The sequence below is a fragment of the Nocardia sp. NPDC058499 genome (genome assembly GCF_042719915.1).
In the GTDB taxonomy this organism is placed as follows: Bacteria; Actinomycetota; Actinomycetes; order Mycobacteriales; family Mycobacteriaceae; genus Nocardia.
This window is the reverse complement of sequence record NZ_JBHXMZ010000007.1, coordinates 340,064-360,864: the sequence shown is the minus strand read 5'-3', so window position 1 is coordinate 360,864 and position 20,801 is coordinate 340,064. Positions and strand designations below refer to the sequence as shown.

At 68.4% G+C, this 20,801-nt stretch carries 15 protein-coding genes; 5 read left to right on the top strand and 10 right to left on the bottom strand.

Annotated elements, in window-relative coordinates; translation table 11 throughout:
- The first annotated feature begins 83 nt into the window (after positions 1-83).
- Together ACFWPH_RS22915 and ACFWPH_RS22910 are read left to right on the top strand one after the other, a co-directional pair.
- Complete coding sequence (locus ACFWPH_RS22915; protein WP_280414707.1) at positions 84-1,040, top strand: iron ABC transporter permease; 957 nt, start codon at positions 84-86, stop codon at positions 1,038-1,040.
- A 52-nt stretch (positions 1,041-1,092) separates the two neighbouring features.
- Positions 1,093-1,875 carry an ABC transporter ATP-binding protein gene (locus tag ACFWPH_RS22910; RefSeq protein ID WP_378754140.1) on the top strand — a complete coding sequence of 261 codons (783 nt, stop codon included), beginning with the start codon at positions 1,093-1,095 and terminating at the stop codon, positions 1,873-1,875.
- Positions 1,876-2,041: 166 nt separating this feature from the next.
- On the opposite strand, the gene ACFWPH_RS22905 is transcribed toward ACFWPH_RS22910, so the two are convergent.
- Complete coding sequence (locus tag ACFWPH_RS22905) at positions 2,042-2,680, bottom strand: TetR/AcrR family transcriptional regulator (RefSeq protein ID WP_378754138.1); 639 nt, start codon at positions 2,678-2,680, stop codon at positions 2,042-2,044.
- Positions 2,681-2,926: 246 nt separating this feature from the next.
- Here ACFWPH_RS22905 and ACFWPH_RS22900 point away from each other — a divergent pair, with 246 nt between their 5' ends.
- The 3 genes from ACFWPH_RS22900 to ACFWPH_RS22890 all read left to right on the top strand — a co-directional run bounded on the left by ACFWPH_RS22900 (position 2,927) and on the right by ACFWPH_RS22890 (position 6,889).
- Complete coding sequence (locus ACFWPH_RS22900) at positions 2,927-5,023, top strand: ABC transporter permease (protein ID WP_378754136.1); 2,097 nt, start codon at positions 2,927-2,929, stop codon at positions 5,021-5,023.
- A gap of 184 nt (positions 5,024-5,207) precedes the next feature.
- Positions 5,208-6,089, top strand: coding sequence for a hypothetical protein (locus ACFWPH_RS22895; RefSeq protein WP_378754134.1), 882 nt, complete (start codon positions 5,208-5,210; stop codon positions 6,087-6,089).
- Positions 6,090-6,229: 140 nt separating this feature from the next.
- Positions 6,230-6,889, top strand: coding sequence for an endonuclease V (locus ACFWPH_RS22890; protein WP_378754132.1), 660 nt, complete (start codon positions 6,230-6,232; stop codon positions 6,887-6,889).
- A 31-nt stretch (positions 6,890-6,920) separates the two neighbouring features.
- Here the strand turns inward: ACFWPH_RS22890 and proB are convergent, their stop codons facing one another.
- The 9 genes from proB to ACFWPH_RS22845 form a co-directional block, all read right to left on the bottom strand.
- Entirely contained in the window at positions 6,921-8,042 is a 1,122-nt protein-coding gene (gene proB / locus ACFWPH_RS22885; protein ID WP_378754130.1) for a glutamate 5-kinase, read from the bottom strand.
- A 39-nt stretch (positions 8,043-8,081) separates the two neighbouring features.
- Positions 8,082-9,539, bottom strand: coding sequence for a GTPase ObgE (gene obgE, locus ACFWPH_RS22880; protein ID WP_378754128.1), 1,458 nt, complete (start codon positions 9,537-9,539; stop codon positions 8,082-8,084).
- Positions 9,540-9,695: 156 nt separating this feature from the next.
- On the bottom strand, positions 9,696-9,962 hold the full coding sequence (rpmA, locus tag ACFWPH_RS22875) for a 50S ribosomal protein L27 (RefSeq protein ID WP_378754126.1): 267 nt from the start codon (positions 9,960-9,962) through the stop codon (positions 9,696-9,698).
- Between the two features lie 42 nt (positions 9,963-10,004).
- Positions 10,005-10,316, bottom strand: coding sequence for a 50S ribosomal protein L21 (gene rplU, locus ACFWPH_RS22870; RefSeq protein ID WP_058856967.1), 312 nt, complete (start codon positions 10,314-10,316; stop codon positions 10,005-10,007).
- Positions 10,317-10,648: 332 nt separating this feature from the next.
- Positions 10,649-14,845 carry a translation initiation factor IF-2 N-terminal domain-containing protein gene (locus ACFWPH_RS22865; RefSeq protein WP_378754124.1) on the bottom strand — a complete coding sequence of 1,399 codons (4,197 nt, stop codon included), beginning with the start codon at positions 14,843-14,845 and terminating at the stop codon, positions 10,649-10,651.
- A 406-nt stretch (positions 14,846-15,251) separates the two neighbouring features.
- Positions 15,252-15,668 carry a nucleoside-diphosphate kinase gene (gene ndk / locus ACFWPH_RS22860; protein ID WP_062976799.1) on the bottom strand — a complete coding sequence of 139 codons (417 nt, stop codon included), beginning with the start codon at positions 15,666-15,668 and terminating at the stop codon, positions 15,252-15,254.
- 101 nt (positions 15,669-15,769) lie between these two features.
- On the bottom strand, positions 15,770-16,186 hold the full coding sequence (locus tag ACFWPH_RS22855) for a DUF4233 domain-containing protein (RefSeq protein ID WP_378754121.1): 417 nt from the start codon (positions 16,184-16,186) through the stop codon (positions 15,770-15,772).
- Between the two features lie 70 nt (positions 16,187-16,256).
- Entirely contained in the window at positions 16,257-17,627 is a 1,371-nt protein-coding gene (locus ACFWPH_RS22850) for a bifunctional folylpolyglutamate synthase/dihydrofolate synthase (protein ID WP_378754253.1), read from the bottom strand.
- A gap of 86 nt (positions 17,628-17,713) precedes the next feature.
- Positions 17,714-20,416 (bottom strand): valine--tRNA ligase, encoded by a 2,703-nt coding sequence (locus ACFWPH_RS22845; protein ID WP_378754119.1) that lies wholly within the window; start codon positions 20,414-20,416, stop codon positions 17,714-17,716.
- Positions 20,417-20,801 lie beyond the last annotated feature (385 nt).

The following is a 20,801-nucleotide window of genomic DNA, read 5'->3' as shown; positions in this document are numbered from 1 at the left end:
AGCCGGCGCCGGCCGCCCCGGTCACGCGCGCACCCGCGACGGCCGCGCTGGTGCTGCTCGGGCTGGCGGTGCTGGCCGTCTCGATGGCGTTCACGATCACCATCGGTCCCGCGGAACTTTCCATGGGCGATGTCTACGCCGTGCTGTTCGACAAGCTCGGCGTCGGCGCCGCGGACGTATCGGCGATCCGGGAAGGAATCGTCTGGGAACTGCGGCTACCGCGGACACTGCTCGCCGCGATCTGCGGCGCCGGACTGGCCGTCTGCGGGGCCATCATGCAATCGCTGCTGCGCAACCCGCTCGCGGATCCGTTCGTCCTCGGAATCTCTTCCGGCGCGTCCACCGGTGCGGTGATCGTGGCGGTGCTCGGGGTGGGCGGCGGCCTGGTATCGCTGTCCACCGGCGCGCTGGTCGGCGCATTGGTCTCGTTCGGCCTGGTGCTGCTGTTGGCGGCGGGCGCCGGCGGCGGCGCGGCGAAGGTGGTGCTGGCGGGAGTCGCGGGCACTCAGTTGTTCTCCGCGCTCACCTCGTTCATCGTGCTGTCCTCGGCCGACGCCGAACGCACCCGCGGCATCCTGTTCTGGCTGCTGGGCTCGCTGGCGGGCGCGAGCTGGACCGATGTCACGGTCACCGCGCTGGTCTGCGCCGCCGGTTTCGTACTGTGCTGGTGGCGGCATTCCGCGCTGGACGCGTTCACCTTCGGATCGTCGGCGGCGGCGACCCTGGGCATCGCGGTCGGACGGACGCGGCTGCTGCTGCTCGTCGTCACCGCCCTGATGACCGCGGTGCTGGTCAGTGCGGCCGGGGCGATCGGTTTCGTCGGCCTGGTCCTCCCACACGCCGCAAGGTTCCTGGTGGGACCGCGGCACAGCCGGTTACTCCCTGTCTGCGCCGTTCTGGGCGCGGTGCTGCTGGTGTGGGTCGACGCGCTGGCGAGAACCGTTTTCGCGCCGCAGGAGGTGCCGGTCGGGGTGGTCACCGCATTGATCGGGGTGCCCGCATTCGCACTGCTGCTGTTCCGGACCCGGAGTACCGAATGATGCCGCCGCGACCCCCTGTCCGGCCGGCGAAGCGCAGGACGCAGGTGAGCAGATGACACTGAGCGGCACACATCTGTCGTGGACCCGCGGCGGGAACCTGGTCGTCGACGATATCGATATCCGGCCGCAGCCCGGGCAGACGGTCGGGTTGCTCGGGCCGAACGGGTCCGGTAAATCCTCGCTGCTGCGGCTGCTCGCCGGAGTCTCGCGACCCGATCGCGGCACCGTCACCCTCGACGGCACTCCCCTGCACCGCCTCGGCCGGCGCCCGCTGGCCCGCCGGGTCGCGATGGTCGGCCAGCATGCGCATACCGAGGTCGATATCTCCGTGCGCGATGTCGTACGCCTGGGCCGGATCCCGCACCGCGATCTGTTCGGCACCGATCCCCAGGAGGACGAGTCGATCGATAAGGCGTTGCACGCCACCGGTCTCACGGCACACGCGCATCGCACCTGGCGCACCCTCTCCGGCGGCGAACGCCAGCGCACCCAGATCGCGCGCGCCCTTGCCCAGGAACCCAGCGAACTGCTACTGGACGAGCCGACGAATCACCTCGATATCGCCCACCAGCTCGAGATCCTGGATCTGATCACCGAACTGCCCATCACCACCGTGGTCGCCCTGCACGACCTGAACCTCGCGGCGATGTTCTGCGACTATGTACTGGTTCTGGACCGCGGCCGGATCGCCGCCCACGGACTGCCTGCCGAAACCTTGACCGAAAGTCTGGTCCACGGCGTCTACGGTGTTCGCGCCACCGTCACCGTCGATGACGGTGTCCCCGTCATCCGCTATCGCCGCCCGGCCGCCGCGCCGCTTCCTATCGACCGGTGAGGCGCTCGCCCTCCCGATGCCGTCGGCTCCGGGCCCGGTGACCGCCCGGCAGCCGGTGGCCGGTCACTGCCTGATTGTGGCTTTCCACCCGGCCGGCGCCGGCGACGGCTCAGGACGGCGCCGGGTTCGTCTCGCCACTTCGCCGACAGTGAAGCGGCTTTTCGGCCTACAACCCTGCGAAATCCGGGTGGCTCACCGGGGCGCTGAGCAGGCCCGCGCAGGCGTCGGTGAGGAAGTATCCGAGCGCTGTCCATTCGGCGGTTTGTGAACCTTCGCTGATCCGGGTTTCGTATTCGGCGCAGATATCGATGATCATGCGGCCCACGATCCGCTCGCGGCCGATACGCACGGTGGGCGGAACGGCCGACAGGGATTGGTGGATATGCGCGATCACGCGGTCGGACAGCTCGTCGGCGCGGGCGGATTCGGTGAGCATGGCCGCGGTGGACGGTGTGGTGGCCAGCTGACGTTGTAGCCGCGCCCGCCAGGTCGGGGTGGGCAGGGATCCGATATGGCTGGTCACCGGCAGGATCAGGCATTGCAGGTACTCGGTGAGTCCGGGGTCGGCCGGGAGCCGGGCGATCAGCTCGGCGCGGATTCGGCGCACCGGTTCGCGGTACCGGTCCACCAGTTCGCGCAGGAGTTCGTCGCGGCCGCCGAAGTGGTAGGTGACGGCCGAGTGGTTGGACTGGCCCGCGTGCTCGGCGATACGCCGGCTGGATACCGAGTCGATCCCGTGGGTCGCGAACAGTTCCTCGGCGGAGTCCAGGAGCGCCTGCCTGGCCAGATCACCGCGCCGTCCCACCGTGTGTCCTCACCTTCTGTCGTTGCCGTGCCGGCAGGTTCTCATCCTGCCCGCCTACTGCTCGGCTGCGGTTGCGATCAGTCTCACAGGGCGTCGGTGTCCCCATTTTAAGTCACGTGGCGTAAATTAGTTTCCATATCGGGTGTGCGGCCCGAGGGAATCGATGATGCTGCCCCGGCGCCGGGAACCCACCGATCTTCTGCCGAACCCGCGGGTTCGCATCTGCCCACAGCAAGGAGTACCGCGGTGACGATTGCGCCGACCGAAACCGAGAGCCCGCCCACCGAGGCGGAGCTCGACAAAGCCGAGCAGGACGAGCTGGCTCGCGCAAAGAAGGAGAAGATCGGCCGCATCGTCGGCATGTTCATCTTCCCGTTCCTGATGGTCGGCATGATGATCACCGGCTACCTCGCCGCCATGCACGCACCCGCGCCGAACAATATGCCGGTCGCGGTCGCCGGACCGGGCGCCGCCGAATTCGCAACGGCACTGGAAACCGACCAGGGCGACGCCGTGGATGTGCGGATCGCGGGCAGCGATGCCGAAGCCCGCGAACTGGTCTTCGGCCGGGAGGTCACCGGCGCGGTCTCGCTACCGGCCGGACCCGACGGCACCGCCACGGTCTATACGGCCGGCGCCGCGGGCGCTTCACAGTCGTCCAGCATCGGCCAGGTGCTGTCGGCCCAGGTGATCGCCGACGGTCTACAGCCGCACACCGAAGATCTCGCATCGCTCCCGCCGCACGACACCGCCGGGCTGGCGGTCATGTTCATGACCACCGCACTGATGCTCGCCGGTTATATGCCGTTGAGCCTGATGCTCTCCTCGGCACCGGAACTGTTGCGGTTCCGGCGGTTCGTCCCGCTGCTCGCGGGCTGGGCGGCGCTCATGGCCGGGCTGGTGTGGACGGTCGCCGATCCGATCCTCGGCGCAGTTCAAGGCCATACGGCGGAAGTGCTGGGTATCAGCTGGCTGGCGGTCTTCGCGGTGGGTTCGGTGCAGTTGTTCCTCACCCGGATCCTCGGCCCGATGGCCGTGCTGGTGGGCATGCTGTTCCTGATGGTGCTGGGTGTCCCGGCCTCGAACCTCGGCATGTCGGTGTACACGCTGCCGTCGCTGTACCCGGTCCTGCACAGTTTCCTGCCCGCCCCGGCCACCGGTGAGGCGCTGCGTTCGGCCCTCTTCTTCGGCGGCAACGGGTTGGCCGGTCATCTGGCCGTACTCGCCGCCGGCGCCGGAATCGCACTTGTTGCCACGCTCGGGGTCGACGCCGTCAAGCGGCGCCGCAACCCGGACGCCGCGCCGCCCGCACGGACTGTCGAATCCCTGCTGCCCGGCCCGCGGCCCCGCGCCCGCGTGCACTACGCCCTGCTGGCGTTCTTCCCGCTGGCCATGGTGGGCATGATGATGACGACGATGCTGGGCGCGATGTATCAACCGGCGCCCAAGGAGATGCCGGTGGCGGTCGTCGCGTCCACCCCGGAAATGGCCGATCAAGTCGTGCAGGGTCTCGACCAGAACATGGCCGGTTTGTTCGATCTGCGCGGTGTCACCGATAGCGACGAGGCCCGCGAACTCGTCCGCGACCGCACGGTATCGGCCGCCTACATCCTGCCGTCGCCGCAGACCCCGCATGCCACGCTGATCACCAACGAGGCCGCCGGAATGAGTCAGCAGCAGGTGGTGCAGACGGTGTTCGGCCAGGTCGCTTCGGGTCAGCAGGTGCCGATGGAAACCGAGAACATCACGGCCCTGGCGGATACCGACAGCATGGGTACGGTGAGCATGTATCTGGCCATGGGCTGGATCATGGCCGGCTTCATGATCATCATCGTCGGCTCGACGGCGGCACCGATGGTGATGGGCCTGCGAACCCTGCTGCCGCTCCTGGCCGGTTGGTCCCTGGCGATGTCTGCCGTGGTCTGGCTGATCGCGGGCCCGCTCGTCGGCGCCGTACACGGGCATTTCCTGCCGCTGTTCGGGGTGGGTGCGGTCGCGATATTCAGTACGGCCCTGTTCACCACGATCTTCGTGCGACTCCTCGGCATGCTGGCCGTACTCCCGGTGATCGCGGTACTGATGTTCCTCGGTATACCGGCATCCAACGGCGCCATGTCGATCTATATGGAACCGGAGATGTTCCGGGTCCTGCACGAGGTGCTGCCGATGCCGGCGGCGGTGGAGTCGGTGCGCTCGATCCTGTACTTCGACGCGGATATGGTCGGCACGCATCTGACGACATTCGCGGTGTGGGGCGTGATTTCGCTGATGGTCGTGGTGCTGATCGACCGGCTGCGGCCGCGCCGGGCCGAGGCGGCGCTCCCGGTCGGCGCCGAAAACTGAATCGGTAGAACGTATCCGATCCGTTCTGCTCGCGGCACCGGTGGCGCCGCGAGCGGAACGGCCGGATGCGAAAGCGGGCCCCGTGGCGCACTGACGCCACCCGCGGCGCGCGAACAAGAGTTGCCGGGCGATTGCCGATATCATCACAGGCACCCGAAGCAACCCTGGAGTACAGGTAGTACCGATGACAGCCCAGCCGAGCACGCTATCCGCCGAACCGCCTGAAGCCGAGGCGGGTCCGGGAGTGCGGCCCGGCCCGCCCCGGGTACAACCGGGCGGCTTCTTCCCACCGCCGCGGGAGCTACGCGGCAACCTCAACGGCTGGACCTACCCGGCAGTGTTCCTGGTGGCGATTCTCGCCACCTTCCTCGCGGCTCAGGCGGCACTCTCCCTCGACTCCGGTGAACCGCTGCTCACCGCGCTGCATATCGCGGCCACCGTCTGGCTGGCCTCGTATCTGCCGATGATCTCCGCAACCTCGCGGGGCCGGTCGCGAATCAGGGTCGACGGCGCACGGTTCGCCAGCGATCGCGGCGCACTGGTGGTGCGCCGCTCGCTCGGCTACGAGATCGCGCTGGTGATCTGCTTCCTGAGCCCGGCGGCACTCTGCGCGATCTACGGGATCGGCGTACTGACCGGCAACCTCACCCTGCGATTGCCGATTCCCCCGTGGCTCGCGATCACGGTCGCAGTCGTACTGCTCGGATATCTCGCGGTCTACGCGCGCCGCCCGGAAATCCGCCGCCTGGTGCTCACACCGATGCATATCGTGGTGCCCACCAAAACCTCCATCGGGAACCGGGTGAGCTGGACCGCCGTGGAGCGGGTCGCCGTGCAGTCGCGCAACAATTCCAAGGGCACCATCCGCATCGAATTCCCCGGCCGCCGGCCGGGCCGCACCAGCATCAAGCGGATACACGCGGAAAAGCTCTCGATCGGGGCCGCGGGAACGTACTGGCTGATCCGCTACTACCACGAACATCCCGAGTCGCGTGCCGAACTGTCCGACGACCGCGCCCTGGAGCGACTGCGTAACTACGGGGTCGTGGACCCGTTCTCTGCGTGATTCGCCGGCAGGTCAGGCCATTCGAGAGTATCTCGTCGAGGTCGATCCATCTGCCGGGCCACCTTTTGAAGCGGCGACCCCGCCGTCGGTCACGCATCCGCGAATACCTTTGTCCGCGGTGTTCGGATTAGGCTCCGGGGATGGTTCGGGTGCGGCAGATGCACGAATGGGTGGTGACCGAGGACGCGGCCGTCGCAATACAGCAGCGACTCCGGGCGCAGGTCGTGGTCGGCGACGACCACGGGCCGATTCGGCGGGTGGCCGGGCTGGATGTGGCCTATCGGGACCCGGATACCGCCGTCGGGGTGGTGACGGTACTCGACGCCGAATCGCTGACGGTGCTCGACCGGGCCGTGGTCCGGGAACGGATCGATTTCCCTTATATATCCGGTCTTTTCGCATTCCGCGAGGTCCCGGCACTGACCCGCGCACTCGAGGAACTGACCGTCGAACCCGATGCGCTCGTCTGCGACGGCCACGGACTGGCCCATCCCCGCCGTTTCGGCCTGGCCGCACACCTCGGTGTCCTCACCGGCCTGCCGAGTATCGGGGTCGCGAAGAACTCCTACGGCGAAGCCGGCGCACCCGGACCCGATCGCGGTGACTGGAGCCCGGTCACCGCTGACGGTGAGATCGTCGGCCGCGTCCTGCGTACTCAGCACGGGGTCAAACCGATCTACGTCTCGGTGGGCCACCGCTTCACCCTCGACTCGGCCTGCGAGCTGGTGCTGCGCCTGGCACCCCGCTACCGGCTACCGGAAACCACCCGCACCGCCGATCACCTGGGGCGTATTTCCTGAGGCACCGGCCGCCCGCAATCGGCCGGGACCGTCAGACCTTCACGAGGTCGTCGGCGTGGATCACCGGGCGCTGCATACTGTCCGGCAGTTCCCGGGTGGACCGGCCCAGCATCGTGGAAAGTTCGGCCGCGTCGTATTCCACCACACCCCGGGCCACGATCGCGCGGTCCGGGCCGATCAGATCCACCACATCGCCGCCATGGAAGCGGCCGCGTACCCCGACGATCCCCGCCGCGAGCAGCGACCGCCGGGCCTGCGCCACCGCGGTGACAGCTCCGGCATCGATGAGAATGGCACCGCGACTGTCGGCGGCATGCCGGACCCAGAACCTGCGGGCCGACAAACGCACCGGACGGGCCGCGAAAGCCGTACCGACGGTGCCCGTTCCGAGTGCACTGGACGCATCGGCCGCGGCCGCCAGCAGCACCGGCACACCCGCATCGGCGGCCAGCCGGGCGGCGGACAGTTTCGAGGCCATGCCACCGGTCCCCAGCACACCGCCGCTCCCGGCGATCACACCGTCGAGATCGGCACTGCTGCGCACCTCGGCGATGAAATTCGCATCGCCCTTGCGCGGATCGCCGTCGTAGAGCCCGGCAACATCGGAGAGCAGGAACAACGCGTCGGCGCCCACGAGATGGGCGACCAGCGCGGCGAGGCGATCGTTGTCGCCGAACCGGATCTCCTCCGTGGCGACCGTATCGTTCTCGTTCACCACCCCGACCGCCCCGAGCGACCGCAACCGGTCCAGGGTGCGCTGGGCATTGCGGTGATGCTCGCGCCGGGCGAAATCGTCGGCGCTGAGCAGCACCTGGCCCACGGTGCGGGCGTACCGGGCGAACGAGGTCCCCCACGCATGCGCGAGCGCGAGCTGACCGACACTGGCCGCGGCCTGTTTGGTCGCGAGATCGCGCGGCCGCCGGGTGAGCCCCAGCGGTGCCAGCCCGGCGCCGATCGCGCCCGACGACACCACCACCACATCGGAACCGGCCCGCATCCGCGCCTCGATGGCGTCTGCGAGCCGATCCAGCCGATCGTTGTCCAGACCCCCGTGCAGGCTGGTGAGCGCGGACGAACCGATCTTCACCACAACCCGCCGCGCCCCGGCTATTGCCTGCCGGGCATCACTGAGTTCTAACGGCAGCTGGGTCACGGCTGTGCCCCTGCTCCGCGGTTCCCCAGGCTCACCTGCCTACTCCCTGTCTTCTTCGTCGACGAGTCCACGCCGCACCCGCGAGGCGTGCTTACGTTCGGCCGCCCCGACCCGGTCGGTCTGTTCGAGCCGGATATCGGTGCCGCGGCCGGTAGGAACGATATCGGCGCCCGCGGTGATCTGCGGTTCCCAGTCGAAGGTCACATCGCCGATCGTCACGGGCGCACCCGGTTCGGCGCCGAGCCGCACCAGTTCGTCCTCCACACCGAGCCGCGCCAGCCGGTCGGCCAGGTAGCCGACGGCTTCGTCGTTGTCGAACTGGGTCTGGCGGACCCAGCGTTCGGGCCGGGTGCCGCGGACCACGAAACCACCCGGTTCCTCCGGGTCGGGGATCACCGAGAAGCCCGAATCGTCCACCGCGATCGGGCGGATCACCGGGCGTTTCGGTTCGGCCTTGGGATGCGCTTCGCGGTAGTGCTGCACCAGTTCGGCGAGGGCGAAGGTCAGCGGCCGCAAACCGGCGTGGCTGACCGCGGAGATCCGGTAGACCGGCCAGCCCCGCTCGCGCAACTCCGGTGTCACCAGGTCGGCGAGGTCTTCGGCATCGGGCACATCGGCCTTGTTCAGGATCACCACCCGCGGCCGGTCGGCCAGGTCACCGAGGCTCGCGTCGCCGCGCAGCGCCGGTTTGTAGGCGGCCAGCTCGGCCTCGAGCGCATCGATATCGGAGAGGGGGTCGCGGCCCGGTTCCAGCGTCGCCAGATCCACGACATGGGCGAGTACCGCACAGCGTTCCAGGTGGCGCAGGAAATCCAGGCCCAGCCCGCGCCCGTCGCTCGCACCGGGAATCAACCCTGGCACGTCGGCGATGGTGAAGGTGGTGTCACCGGCGTTCACCACACCCAGGTTGGGGACCAGCGTGGTGAACGGATAGTCGGCGATCTTCGGTTTCGCGGCCGAGAGCACCGAGACCAGCGATGATTTACCGGCCGACGGAAACCCGACCAGCCCCACATCGGCGACGGATTTGAGTTCCAGCACCACATCGCGGACCTCGCCCTCCTCGCCGAGGAGCGCGAACCCGGGAGCCTTGCGCGCCCGGGACACCAGCGCCGCGTTCCCCAGCCCCCCGCGACCGCCCTTCGCGATCACGAACCGGTTGCCGGCACCGACCAGATCCATCAGGACCTCACCGTCGGAATCCAGGACCACGGTCCCGTCCGGAACCTTCAGCAGCAGCTCCGACCCCTTCTTCCCGTCCCGGTTCCCGCCCTCACCCGGTTTACCGTTACCGGCCTTCGCGTGCGGGTGGAAGTGGAAATCCAGCAGGGTGTGCACGTTGGGGTCGACCTCGAGCACCACATCCCCGCCGTTACCGCCGTTACCGCCGTCGGGCCCGCCGAGCGGTTTGAACTTCTCCCGGTGCACCGACGCACAACCATGGCCGCCTTTACCGGCGCTGACATGAAGAACGACGCGGTCGATGAACTTGGCCATGGCCGGATCATCCTCCTCGGGAACTGGAAGGTCGGGAAGGCGCGGCCTCCGATACCGGGACCGCCCCGGGGGACCTACGGCGAACCGTAGAAACGCGAAAAGCGGGTCGAGGGTGAATCACCCTGACCCGCTCGCTGTGGTGGAGTCGTCAGCCGGTCAGGCTTCGACCGGCTCCGGGACCACGATGTTGACGGTCTTGCGACCACGCTTGCTGCCGAACGTCACCGCACCGGCTTCCAGCGCGAACAGGGTGTCGTCCCCGCCGCGGCCGACGTTGACGCCGGGATGGAAGTGGGTGCCACGCTGCCGCACCAAGATTTCGCCGGCCTGGACGGTCTGCCCGCCGAAGCGCTTCACGCCGAGCCGCTTGGAATTGGAATCGCGGCCGTTCCGGGAGCTGGATGCACCCTTCTTATGTGCCATTGCTGATACTCCTTCAGCGCGGGACGAAAGCCCTGCGAGTGGTTACTTGATGCCGGTGACCTTCAGGACCGTCAGCGGCTGACGGTGACCCTGGCGCTTGTGGTAGCCGGTCTTGTTCTTGAACTTGTGGATGCGGATCTTCGGGCCCTTGGTCTGCTCGACGACCTCGGCCGACACCGAAACCTTCGCGAGCTTGTCGGCCGTGGTGGTCAGCTCGGCGCCATCGACGACGAGGACCGGCGACAGTGCCACAGAGGTGCCCGGCGCACCCTCGATCTTTTCGACCTTCACCAGGTCACCGACCGCGACCTTGTACTGCTTTCCGCCGGTCTTGACGATCGCGTACGTTGCCATCGGTCGGCTGCCCTTCTTCCTATAGTGCTCGGCACTCGTTCGCACGGTTGTCTCTCGGAGTGCACCGGGATCCACCGCACGACTGGTCTGGTAATCATCGCCGCCTCGGCATCTGGTGGCTCTCGGTATCGGGAACCGGCCACGGAACAGCACATGCTGTCGCCGGGCAGCGAGTGCCAAGGTTACCCGATGCCGGTTCCCGCGACCAAACCGGTCCCCTCACAGCCCCCGGTCTCCGGCCGCTGCGCCCGGTATGCGGACCCCGCGGAGCAGACGGCCGGCGCACAGCGAAGTGCCCGATCCGAAGCCGGACCGGGCACGTTCACCTCGACTCAGTTGTCTTCGTCGACCGGTGGTCCGGCCGGACGCCCGGCCGCGCGGCGCCGTGCCCGGCGCACCGGTACTTCGGCCGCCACGGGCTCGGCCGCAAGATCGGCGACCGGTGCTGCCGACGGCTCCTCGGCGGGCAGCACGAAGACCGCGGCCGCGGCATCGGCTGCCGGTGAGGACGTGGACCTGGCGACGCGACGCCGCCGGGTCCGCGACTCGGCAGCACCGTCCTCGGCCGGTACCACCGCAACCGGAGGCTCTCCCGCGGTCTCCACCGGGCTACCTGCGGCCGCCGGCGGAGCAGTCGTGCCGTTTGCCGCGGCAGTGGTGCCGTTCAGCGCGGCAGCGGGTTCCGGAGCACCGTTCGAAACAGGCTCGGTTACCGGGGTGCCGGCCTCTTGTTCTGTGTCACTGGACACAGCGGCGGAGTTGTCGGGCACGGTGGCGGCATCGGCAGCAAGGCCTGATGTCGGCGGCTCGCTACCCGATACGACATCGGTATCCGCGTCAGCGGTCGATTCGATGGGTTCCGGCGCTGCGGTCGCCGCACTGCCGGTATCCGGAGCCGCGGTATCGGCATCCGATGCGCCGGCGTCAGCTGCCGTTCCCGCAGCAACTCCGGCCGCTTCCGCGGCAGCACCCGCGGTATCCCCAGCACCTGCCGTATCCGCAGCAGCTCCGGCCGCATCCACAGCAGCTCCGGCCGCGCCCACAGCTCCGGCCGCATCTGCGGCGGACCCGGCCATCTCGGGCCCGGCCGTCTCCGCCGCAGCCTCGGCGGTACCCGCGGCACTCGCTTCGGAGACCGCATGCGCTGTGCTGCCGTTCGACTCGGCAGCGGGACGCTCCCCGGACGATGCGGCGCCGGCGGAACGCCGGACCCGAGTACGCCGCCGCCGCGGTTCCGCGGCACCGGCCCGGCCGGTGTCGCCGCCGGCCTCGGCTGCCGCGCCGGTCTTCTCCCCGGCCCGGTCAGCGACCTCACCGGTCGCGACCTGATCCGCGGCGGTGGCCGCCTCGTCCGCCGAATCCTCCGACTGATGCGCGGCCATGGCCAGCGCGACCGGATGCGCCCGTTTGGCCGCCGCTTCCTCTTCCGAGATTTCGGGCACCGGGGCCGGCGCGGCCGCGGCGGGCGCGGCCTTGTCGCGGTTGCGGCGCCGCCGCGAACCCGATTCGCGACCGCGGCCCGAGCTTTCGTCACCGCCGCCGGTTTCCACCGGGTAGCTGTGCACGAGGATGCCGCGACCGCGGCAGTGCTCGCAGGTGGTGGAGAAGGCCTCCACCAGGCCCGTGCCGAGCTTCTTACGGGTCATCTGCACCAGGCCCAGCGAGGTCACCTCGGAAACCTGGTGGCGGGTGCGGTCGCGGCCCAGCGCTTCGGTGAGCCGGCGTAGCACCAGGTCACGGTTGGATTCGAGGACCATATCGATGAAATCGACCACGATCATGCCGCCGATATCGCGCAACCGCATCTGCCGCACGATCTCCTCGGCGGCTTCGAGGTTGTTGCGGGTGACGGTTTCCTCGAGGTTGCCGCCGCCGGATCCGGTGAACTTACCGGTGTTCACGTCGACCACGGTCATGGCCTCGGTCCGGTCGATCACCAGGGTGCCGCCGGACGGCAGCCAGACCTTGCGGTCCAGTGCCTTGGCCAGCTGTTCGTCGATCCGGTGGGCCTCGAAAACATCGACCCCGTTGTTCTCGTGCCGGGAAACCCGCGCGAGCAGGTCCGGGGCGACGGTGCCGATATATTTCTCGACCGTGTTCCAGGAGCGTTCGCCCTCGATCACCAGTTTCGAGAAATCCTCGTTGAACAGGTCGCGGACCACCTTGACCAGCAGGTCCGGCTCTTCGTAGAGAGTTTTCGGGGCATTGGATTCACCCTCGGCGGCCGCGGAGACCTTACGCCAGGTGGCCTGCAACCGCTCCACATCGCGTGTCAGTTCCGCCTCGCTGACCCCTTCGGAGGCGGTCCGGATGATCACCCCGGCATCGGCGGGCACGATCTCGCGCAGGATCTCCTTGAGACGTTTGCGCTCGGTATCGGGCAGTTTGCGGCTGATCCCGGTGGAGGTGCCGCCCGGCACGTACACCAGGAAGCGGCCGGCAAGACTGATCTGGGTGGTCAAACGGGCACCCTTGTGCCCGACCGGATCCTTGCTGACCTGCACCAGCACCTGATCACCGGGTTTGAGCGCCTGCTCGATCTTGCGTTCCCGGCCGCCGAGCCCGGCGGCCTCCCAGTTCACTTCACCGGCGTAGAGCACACCGTTGCGGCCCCGGCCGATATCGACGAATGCGGCCTCCATGCTCGGCAGCACGTTCTGCACCTTGCCCAGGTAGACATTGCCCACCATGGACGCCGATCCGGTGCTGGTGACGAAATGCTCGACCAGGATGTTGTCCTCGAGCACGGCGACCTGGGTCGCCGACGGATGGCCGGGGAATTCCTTCTCCCGGACCACCATCACCCGGTCGACCGATTCGCGCCGCGCCAGAAATTCCGATTCGGTGAGGATCGGCGGGCGGCGGCGGCCGGCCTCGCGGCCGTCGCGCCGGCGCTGCCGTTTGGCCTCGAGCCGGGTGGAGCCGCTGATGCCCTGGACCTCGTCCACGGTGGCGCGGGCCCGGGTCTTGTTCCGCGGCTCGCGTTCGTGCACGACCGTATTGGGCGGATCGTCCTCCGCGGATTCGGCCGACTCCCCGGAATCCCCGCCCACCTTCCGGCGGCGGCGGCGCCGCCGGCGACGGCTCGAGCCGCCCTCGGATTCCTCGCCGGTATCGCCGGCATCCTGATCGTCGGCATCCTCGCCTGCGGTCTTGTCCTCGGTCTCGGCGGATGCTTCGGCCGGTTCGGTGGACTCGCTCTCCTCGGCCTCGTTATCGCCGTCGCCGTCGGACTGCTGTTCCCCGCGACCACGGCCGCGGCCCCGGCGACCCCGGCGCCGGCGGCGCGGCTGATCGTCGGAATCGCCGCCCTGATCGGACTGGTCGTCCCCGGTTTCGTTATCCGATTCGCTGTCCGCGGCCGGCTCCGGCTCGGGCTGCCGTTCTGCCTTCGGCTCGGCCTTCGATTCCGTCTGCTGCTCTGCCTGGCGTTCCGTCTGCTGCTCTGCCTGCTGTTCGGCCTTGCGGCGACGGCGCAGATCCTCGGCGGCGGCCGCGTCCGGGGAGAGGAACAGCGGGGCCGCGACGACCGCACTTTCGAAAACGACCGGTTCGGCGGCGGCGGGTTCCTCACGTACCGGGCTCGCGAACAGATTTGCCGCGGCGGTGAACGCGGGCGGCGGCGTGGCCGGGGAGAGCGGTGCACTCGTGGAGACCGTGGCGGAGACGGAGACCTCCGCGGGCCCGGACGGTTCTGCGGAACCCCCGGTATCGGCGGCCGCAGCGAGTTGCGCGCCCGCATCGGCCTGCGCCGATTCAGTAGATTCGGCCTTCTCGCCGGGCGCGGTTGTTCCCGCTGCTTCGGCCCCACCGGGCTCGGCGGCGAGACCGGACCCGGTCGTCTGCGTTCCGCCGGAGTCGCCGACCCGGGCGGTATCGGCGGTGAGCGCCGTCCCGCCGGTCGCCGGCGCACTGCCCGATACCGCGGATTCTCCGGTACCGGAATCGGCAGGAGCCGATTCGGTTGTGCCCTGATCACCGGTGGTGGCGGAGGCCGCCGCACCGGATTCGGCCGGGCCGGTTCCGGTCGCGGGGGCCGGTGCGAGACCTGTACCGGCCGGCACCACATCGGGTGCGGGCGGCTCTTCCGGTTCCCATACCGCCGCACCTGCGGCGACGGTTTCGGTCTCGATGCCAGGAATTTGCCCGGTCACACCATTGGGCGCCGGGGCCTGATCTGCCCCGGGGGTGCCCGCAGCGGAAGGGTCGGCCTCGGCGGCACCGAGCGTCTCGTTCGCCGGCCCCGGTTGTCCCGTCGCGCCCGTTTCCGGGACGGCGGCCGCCGGCTCGAACAGGCCCGGTTCGGCCTGAGTCAGGTTGGGGGTGGTCAACGATTCGCGGACCGATTCCGCGACGGCCCGGTCCACACTCGATTGCGGGCTACGGACCTCGGTCCCCAGTTCGCTGAGTTTGGCCAGGATACGTTTGCTGGTCACGCCCAAGCGCTTGGCAAGGGCGTGCACTCGGATTCGCTCCGGCAAGTGATCGTCGTCCTGTGATGTTGTGTCCAGCGGCTCTTGATCGGCCACGAAGTCTCCTCGGGCCCCCGGGCGCGTTCCTCTACGAGTGACGCGGCCGTCGCGGGGACGCTTTCCGTCCGCCTCGCGCGGTTGGCGCAAGGTCAATGGTCTCGCCCCGCGTGCCCGGTTATCTCCACTATCGAACGTCGGTCGGGCTAACTGGCCACGCGGCGCCTGGCATCTGGCTGAACGCCGCGGTCCGAGCACTCGTCCAGCGCGCCGGGCAGACGCAGCCGAGATCTCCGGCTTCTACGTCCGCGGCAGCGATGGCGGCATCGTTCCGCAGTGTGTCATCCGGTCGCACCCTGTGTCGGGCGCAACCAAGTACCAGTATCCCACACCGTGCGCCAGGTGTTCGCCATGGCGCTGCGCGAGGCACTCGCACGGATCCGGTAAGCCCGTTACCGGGCAGTGTTCAGAGCGGGAATTCGGGGAACCAGAGGGAGATCTCGCGTTTGGCGGACTCGGGCGAGTCCGATCCGTGGACCAGGTTCGACTGGGTCTCCAGGCCCAGATCGCCGCGGATACTGCCGGGGGCGGCTTTCTCCACCGGATCGGTGCCGCCGGCCAGCTGCCGGAAGGCGGCGATGGCACGCGGACCCTCCAGAACGGCCGCGACCACCGGGCCCGAGGTGATGAATTGGATCAGCGAACCGAAGAACGGTTTATCGGCGTGCTCGGCGTAGTGTTCACCGGCCAGTTCCTCGCTCACCTGCTTGAGCTCGAGGGCGGCGATCTTCAGGCCCTTGCGCTCGACCCGGTTCAGCACCTCGCCGACACAACCGCGCGCCACGCCGTCCGGTTTGATCAGAATCAATGTCTGCTCTGTCACGCGGCCAGCCTAATGGGCGCGGTCGAGCCCACCTCAACCGCAGTCCGCACTCGGCCGCAAGCAGCCCCACGGTGGTCGCCGGAGCGGACGGCGCGGGCTCGTCAGGAGCTCGGACCCATCCGTTGACTGGGCAGCGTCCCCGCCTCCATCCGGCGTTTGACATCGGACCGCAGCACCAGGATGAACCCCCACACAATGAGGAAAACGATGCCGATGACCGCGATGGAGATATGGAAGACGCCACCGATCAGCACCAGCACCTGCAGCCCCAGATTGAACGGTATGGCCCAGGACCGCCGCTGCAGCCCCGCCCCGGCAATCATGATCAGGGCGAGCACCACCAGATAGGTCCCCGAGACCCAGGTGATACCGCCGGCGATATCAGCGACCACCGGCAGGGCCAGCAGGACCGTGATCGCCTCGAGCACCAGTGCCCCCGCCATCACCCCGCGCAGCCCCTTCCAGGGATCGGGCGGGGCAGGAACCGGCTCGGACCCCTGGGATTCGCTCTCACTCATCATGCGTCCTTATCGTTGGCGCAGCGTCGAGGATGCTGATCGGCACCACCTCCGGCAGCGCGGCCTTCCCTCACGCCGGTTCCTTGCCGAACAGCGCACGGGCGGCGCCGGCGGTGACGACCGAACCCGTGACCACTACGCCCGCGCCGGACACCATCTCCCCGCCCTCGCCGACTTCCTCGGCGAGGGCGACAGCGGTTTCCAGCGCATCGGGCAGGCTCAGTGCGGTGACCACGCGCTCGTCACCGAAGCGCTGCACGGCCAGGTCGGCCAGCCGATCGACCGGTAGGGCGCGGGGCGACCCGTTGGTCGTGACGACTATCTCCTCGAAAACTGGTTCGAGCGCGGCGAGGATCCCGGCCGCGTCCTTATCGCCCAGTACCGCCACGACTCCGACGAGTTTGCGGAAATCGAATTCCGCGGTGAGTGTGGCTGCTAATGCGGCCGCGCCGGCCGGGTTGTGCGCGGCGTCGATGAACAGGGTGGGGGCGTTGCGCATCCGTTCCAGCCGGCCGGGGCTGGTGACCTGGGCGAAGCCCGCGCGGATCGCTTCGATATCGAGCTGGCGCTGCGCTCCCGCCCCGAAGAACGCCTCCACCGCGGCCAGCGCGAGGGCGGCGTTATGGGCTTGGTGTTCGCCGTGCAGCGGCAGGAAGATCTCGTCGTATACGCCACCGAGCCCTTGGAGTTCGAGTTGCTGACCGCCGATGGCGATCCGGCGGCTCAATACCTGGAATTCGGCACCGGCCCGGGCGACCGCCGCATCCACCTCGACGGCGCGGCGCAACAGTACATCCATGGCTTCGGGATCCTGCTCGGCGATGATCGCGACATTGTCGACGGGTACCAGGGATTCGGGGGCAGGTTTGATGATCCCGGCCTTCTCCTTGGCGATGGAGGTCAGATCGGGGCCCAGATAGTCGGTGTGGTCGAGACCGATGGGGGTGATGACCGCGATCTGTCCGTCGATCACATTGGTGGCGTCCCAGGTGCCGCCCATCCCGGTTTCCACCACTGCCACATCGACCGGTGCCTCGGCGAACGCCGCGTAGGCCATGGCGGTGAGCACCTCGAATTTGCTCATCGGCGGGCCGCCCGCGGCGGCCGACTGAGCATCGATCATCTCGATATAGGGCTGCAGTTCGCGATACAGCTCCACGTAGTGCGCGGGGGATATCGGCCGGTTGTCGACGCCGATTCGCTCGGTGGCCAGCTGCAGATGCGGGCTGGTGAGCCGGCCGGTGCGCCGGTGCAGTGCGGTGAGCAGCGAATCGATCATCCGGGTGACCGATGTTTTGCCGTTGGTGCCGGCGATATGGATCGACGGGTAGCCGCGCTGGGGCGAACCCAGCACATCCATCAGCGCCGAGATCCGGGTGAGCGATGGCTCGATCTTGGTTTCCGGCCAGCGCCGGTCGAGTTCGGCCTCGACCAGCGCCATCTCCGCGAGTTCCACCGGCGACGGTCCGGTACCGAGCTGGGCGCCGCCGTGCTGCGGTTCGGGTTCCGGGTTCGGTTCGTGTTCGTTCACTTGCCGCTCAGCTCGGACAGCCGGGCCCCGATACGGTCGACCTCGGCCGCCGCGATATCGCGACGCGACCGGATCTTGCCCACCACCTGCTCGGGCGCCTTGGCCAGGAAAGCGTCGTTGCCGAGTTTGGCCTCGGTGCCGGCGAGTTCCTTCTGCGCGGCGGCCAGATCTTTCTCCAGGCGGCGCCGCTCGGCGACCAGGTCCACACTGCCGGAGGTGTCCACCTCGACGGTGACCGTGGTGGTGCTCAGCCGCACCTCCACCGACGCGGTGGCGGCGAAGTCGGCGCCCGGTTCGGTGAGCCGGCCCAGGTTCGCGACCTCGGGATGCAGATGGGTAAGCCCGGCGGTGTCCAGGCCCAGCACCCGCGCGGCAACCTTCTGTTTGTCGTTCAGCCCCTGATCGCTGCGGAACCGGCGGATCTCGGTGACCAGCCGCTGTAGATCGGCGATCCGCTGCGCGGACCCGGTATCGGTGGGGACTCCCGTCGGCCGCGGCCATTGCGCGATCACCACCGATTCGGCGCCGGTCAGCGCCTGCCACAGCGTTTCGGTGACGAAGGGGATCACCGGATGCAGTAGCCGCAGCACCGAATCCAGGACGGTGCCGAGCACCACGCGGGTGGATTCGGCGCGGGCCTCGCTCTCGGTGAACTGGACCTTGGACAGTTCCAGGTACCAGTCGCAGAGTTCGTCCCAGGCGAAGTGGTAGAGCGCCTCGCAGGCCTTACCGAATTCGTAGGCGTCGAACGCGGCGTCGACCTCGATCAGCACTGTGTCGAGCCGGTCGATGATCCAGCGGTCGGCATCGGTGAGCGTATCGCGGGCCGGGAGGTCGCCGGCGCGAGCGCCGATCATGTCAACGCTGCGGGCGCCGTTCATCAGCGCGAACTTGGTGGCGTTGAAGAGTTTGGTGACGAAACTGCGCGAGGCCAGCGCATGCGGTTCGCCGACCGACAGATCGCCGCCCGGCTGGGCGCCGCGGGCCAGGGTGAACCGCAGGGCATCGGCGCCGTAGTCGCGGATCCAGTCCAGCGGGTCGATACCGTTACCGCGCGATTTCGACATCTTCTTGCCGTACTGGTCGCGGATCAGGCCGTGCAGGAACACATCCTTGAACGGCACCTGGTAGTCGGGACCCTTGCCGGCGGTGATCGCGGTATCGCCGGCCACGAAGGTGCCGAACATCATCATCCGGGCGACCCAGAAGAACAGGATGTCGTAGCCGGTGACGAGCACGCTCGTCGGATAGAACTTGCCCAGTTCCGGGGTCGCGTCCGGCCAGCCCATGGTGGAGAAGGGCCACAGACCGGAGGAGAACCAGGTGTCGAGGACATCGGGGTCCTGCACCCAGCCCTCGGGAGCGTCTTCGTCGGGGCCGACACAGACGACCTCACCCTCGGGGCCGTACCAGATGGGGATTCGATGCCCCCACCACAGCTGGCGCGAGATGCACCAGTCGTGCATATCGTCGACCCAGTCGAACCAGCGCGGTTCCTGACTGGCCGGGTGGATCACGGTATCCCCGTTGCGCACGGCAGCACCGGCGGCCTCGGCCAGCGATTCGACCTTCACCCACCACTGCATGGACAGTCGCGGTTCGATCGGTTCGCCGCTGCGCTCGGAATGACCGACACTGTGCAGGTAGGGGCGTTTCTCGGCGACGACCCGCCCCTCGGAGGCCAGCCGTTCGCGCACCTTCACCCGGGCTTCGAAACGGTCCATACCGTCGAATTCGGTTCCGGTACCGGCGATCCGGCCGCGTTCGTCCATGATCGTGGGCATGGGCAGGTTGTGCCGAAGGCCCATTTCGAAGTCGTTCGGGTCGTGCGCGGGGGTGATCTTCACCGCGCCGGAGCCGAACTCCGGATCGACATAGGAGTCGGCGACGATTGGAATCTGCCGCCCGGTGATGGGGTGTTCGAGGGTGGTGCCGATCAGGTCCTTGTACCGCGGATCGTCGGGGTGCACCGCGACCGCCGTATCACCGAGCATCGTCTCGACCCGGGTGGTGGCGACGACGACATGCGGTTCGGCATCGTCGAGCGACCCGTAGCGCAGCGACACCAGTTCCCCGGCGACCTCGTCGTATTTGACCTCGATATCGGAGATAGCGGTACGCAATTCCGGCGACCAGTTCACCAGCCGTTCGGCCCGATAGATCAGGCCGGCCTCGTAGAGCCGTTTGAAAATGGTCTGCACGGCCCGCGACAGGCCCTCGTCCATGGTGAACCGGTCACGCGACCAGTCGACGCCGTCGCCCAGGGCCCGCATCTGTCCCTGGATCGCGCCACCGGATTCGCGCTTCCAATCCCAGACCTTCTGCACGAACAGATCACGCCCGAAATCCTCTTTGGTCTTACCGTCGACCGCGAGCTGCTTCTCGACCACCGACTGGGTCGCGATACCGGCATGATCCATCCCCGGCAACCACAGCACCTCGTACCCCTGCATCCGCTTCCGGCGGGCGAGGGTATCCATGAGGGTGTGGTCCAGGGCATGACCCATATGCAGGGTGCCGGTGACGTTCGGGGGCGGCAGCACGATCGAATACCCGGGCGCGGAACTCTGCGGGTCGGCGGTGAAGTAACCGGCGGCTACCCAGCGTTCGTACAGGTCGGCCTCCACCTCGCCGGGATTCCAGCTCTTGGGGAGGGCATCGGCACGATTACGCGTGTTGTCAGGGGCTGCGCTGGTCACGCGCCGATTCTAGTGTCATCGGCGGGGCGTCCGGCATGGCGGGTGCGGTGTCATGGCACCGCATTCGGTGGCGCGGGTGGGATGACGGTTGGCCGTGAGGGGCGAGTAGACCATCCGTGAAGGGGCGGGCTGTAATTTTGGAGACGCTCCGCGTCTCGAGGGTGGGGCCCTTTTGGGCCCGGTTCTTCACTCCTCCGCTCCTCCGCTTCGCTCCCCCGCTCCGTCGCTCCAGAACCGGGCGGGCCCCACCCACTGATTGATGCCAGCGGGATCGGGGGGTGGTGAGTGACGCCGACGGCACCGGATGCTGGTGCGCCCGGATAGCGGCGGGCAGCCGTAGGAAAAGGCCGAGGCGGAGCCTTCGGTGGATGAGGGACACCGAAGA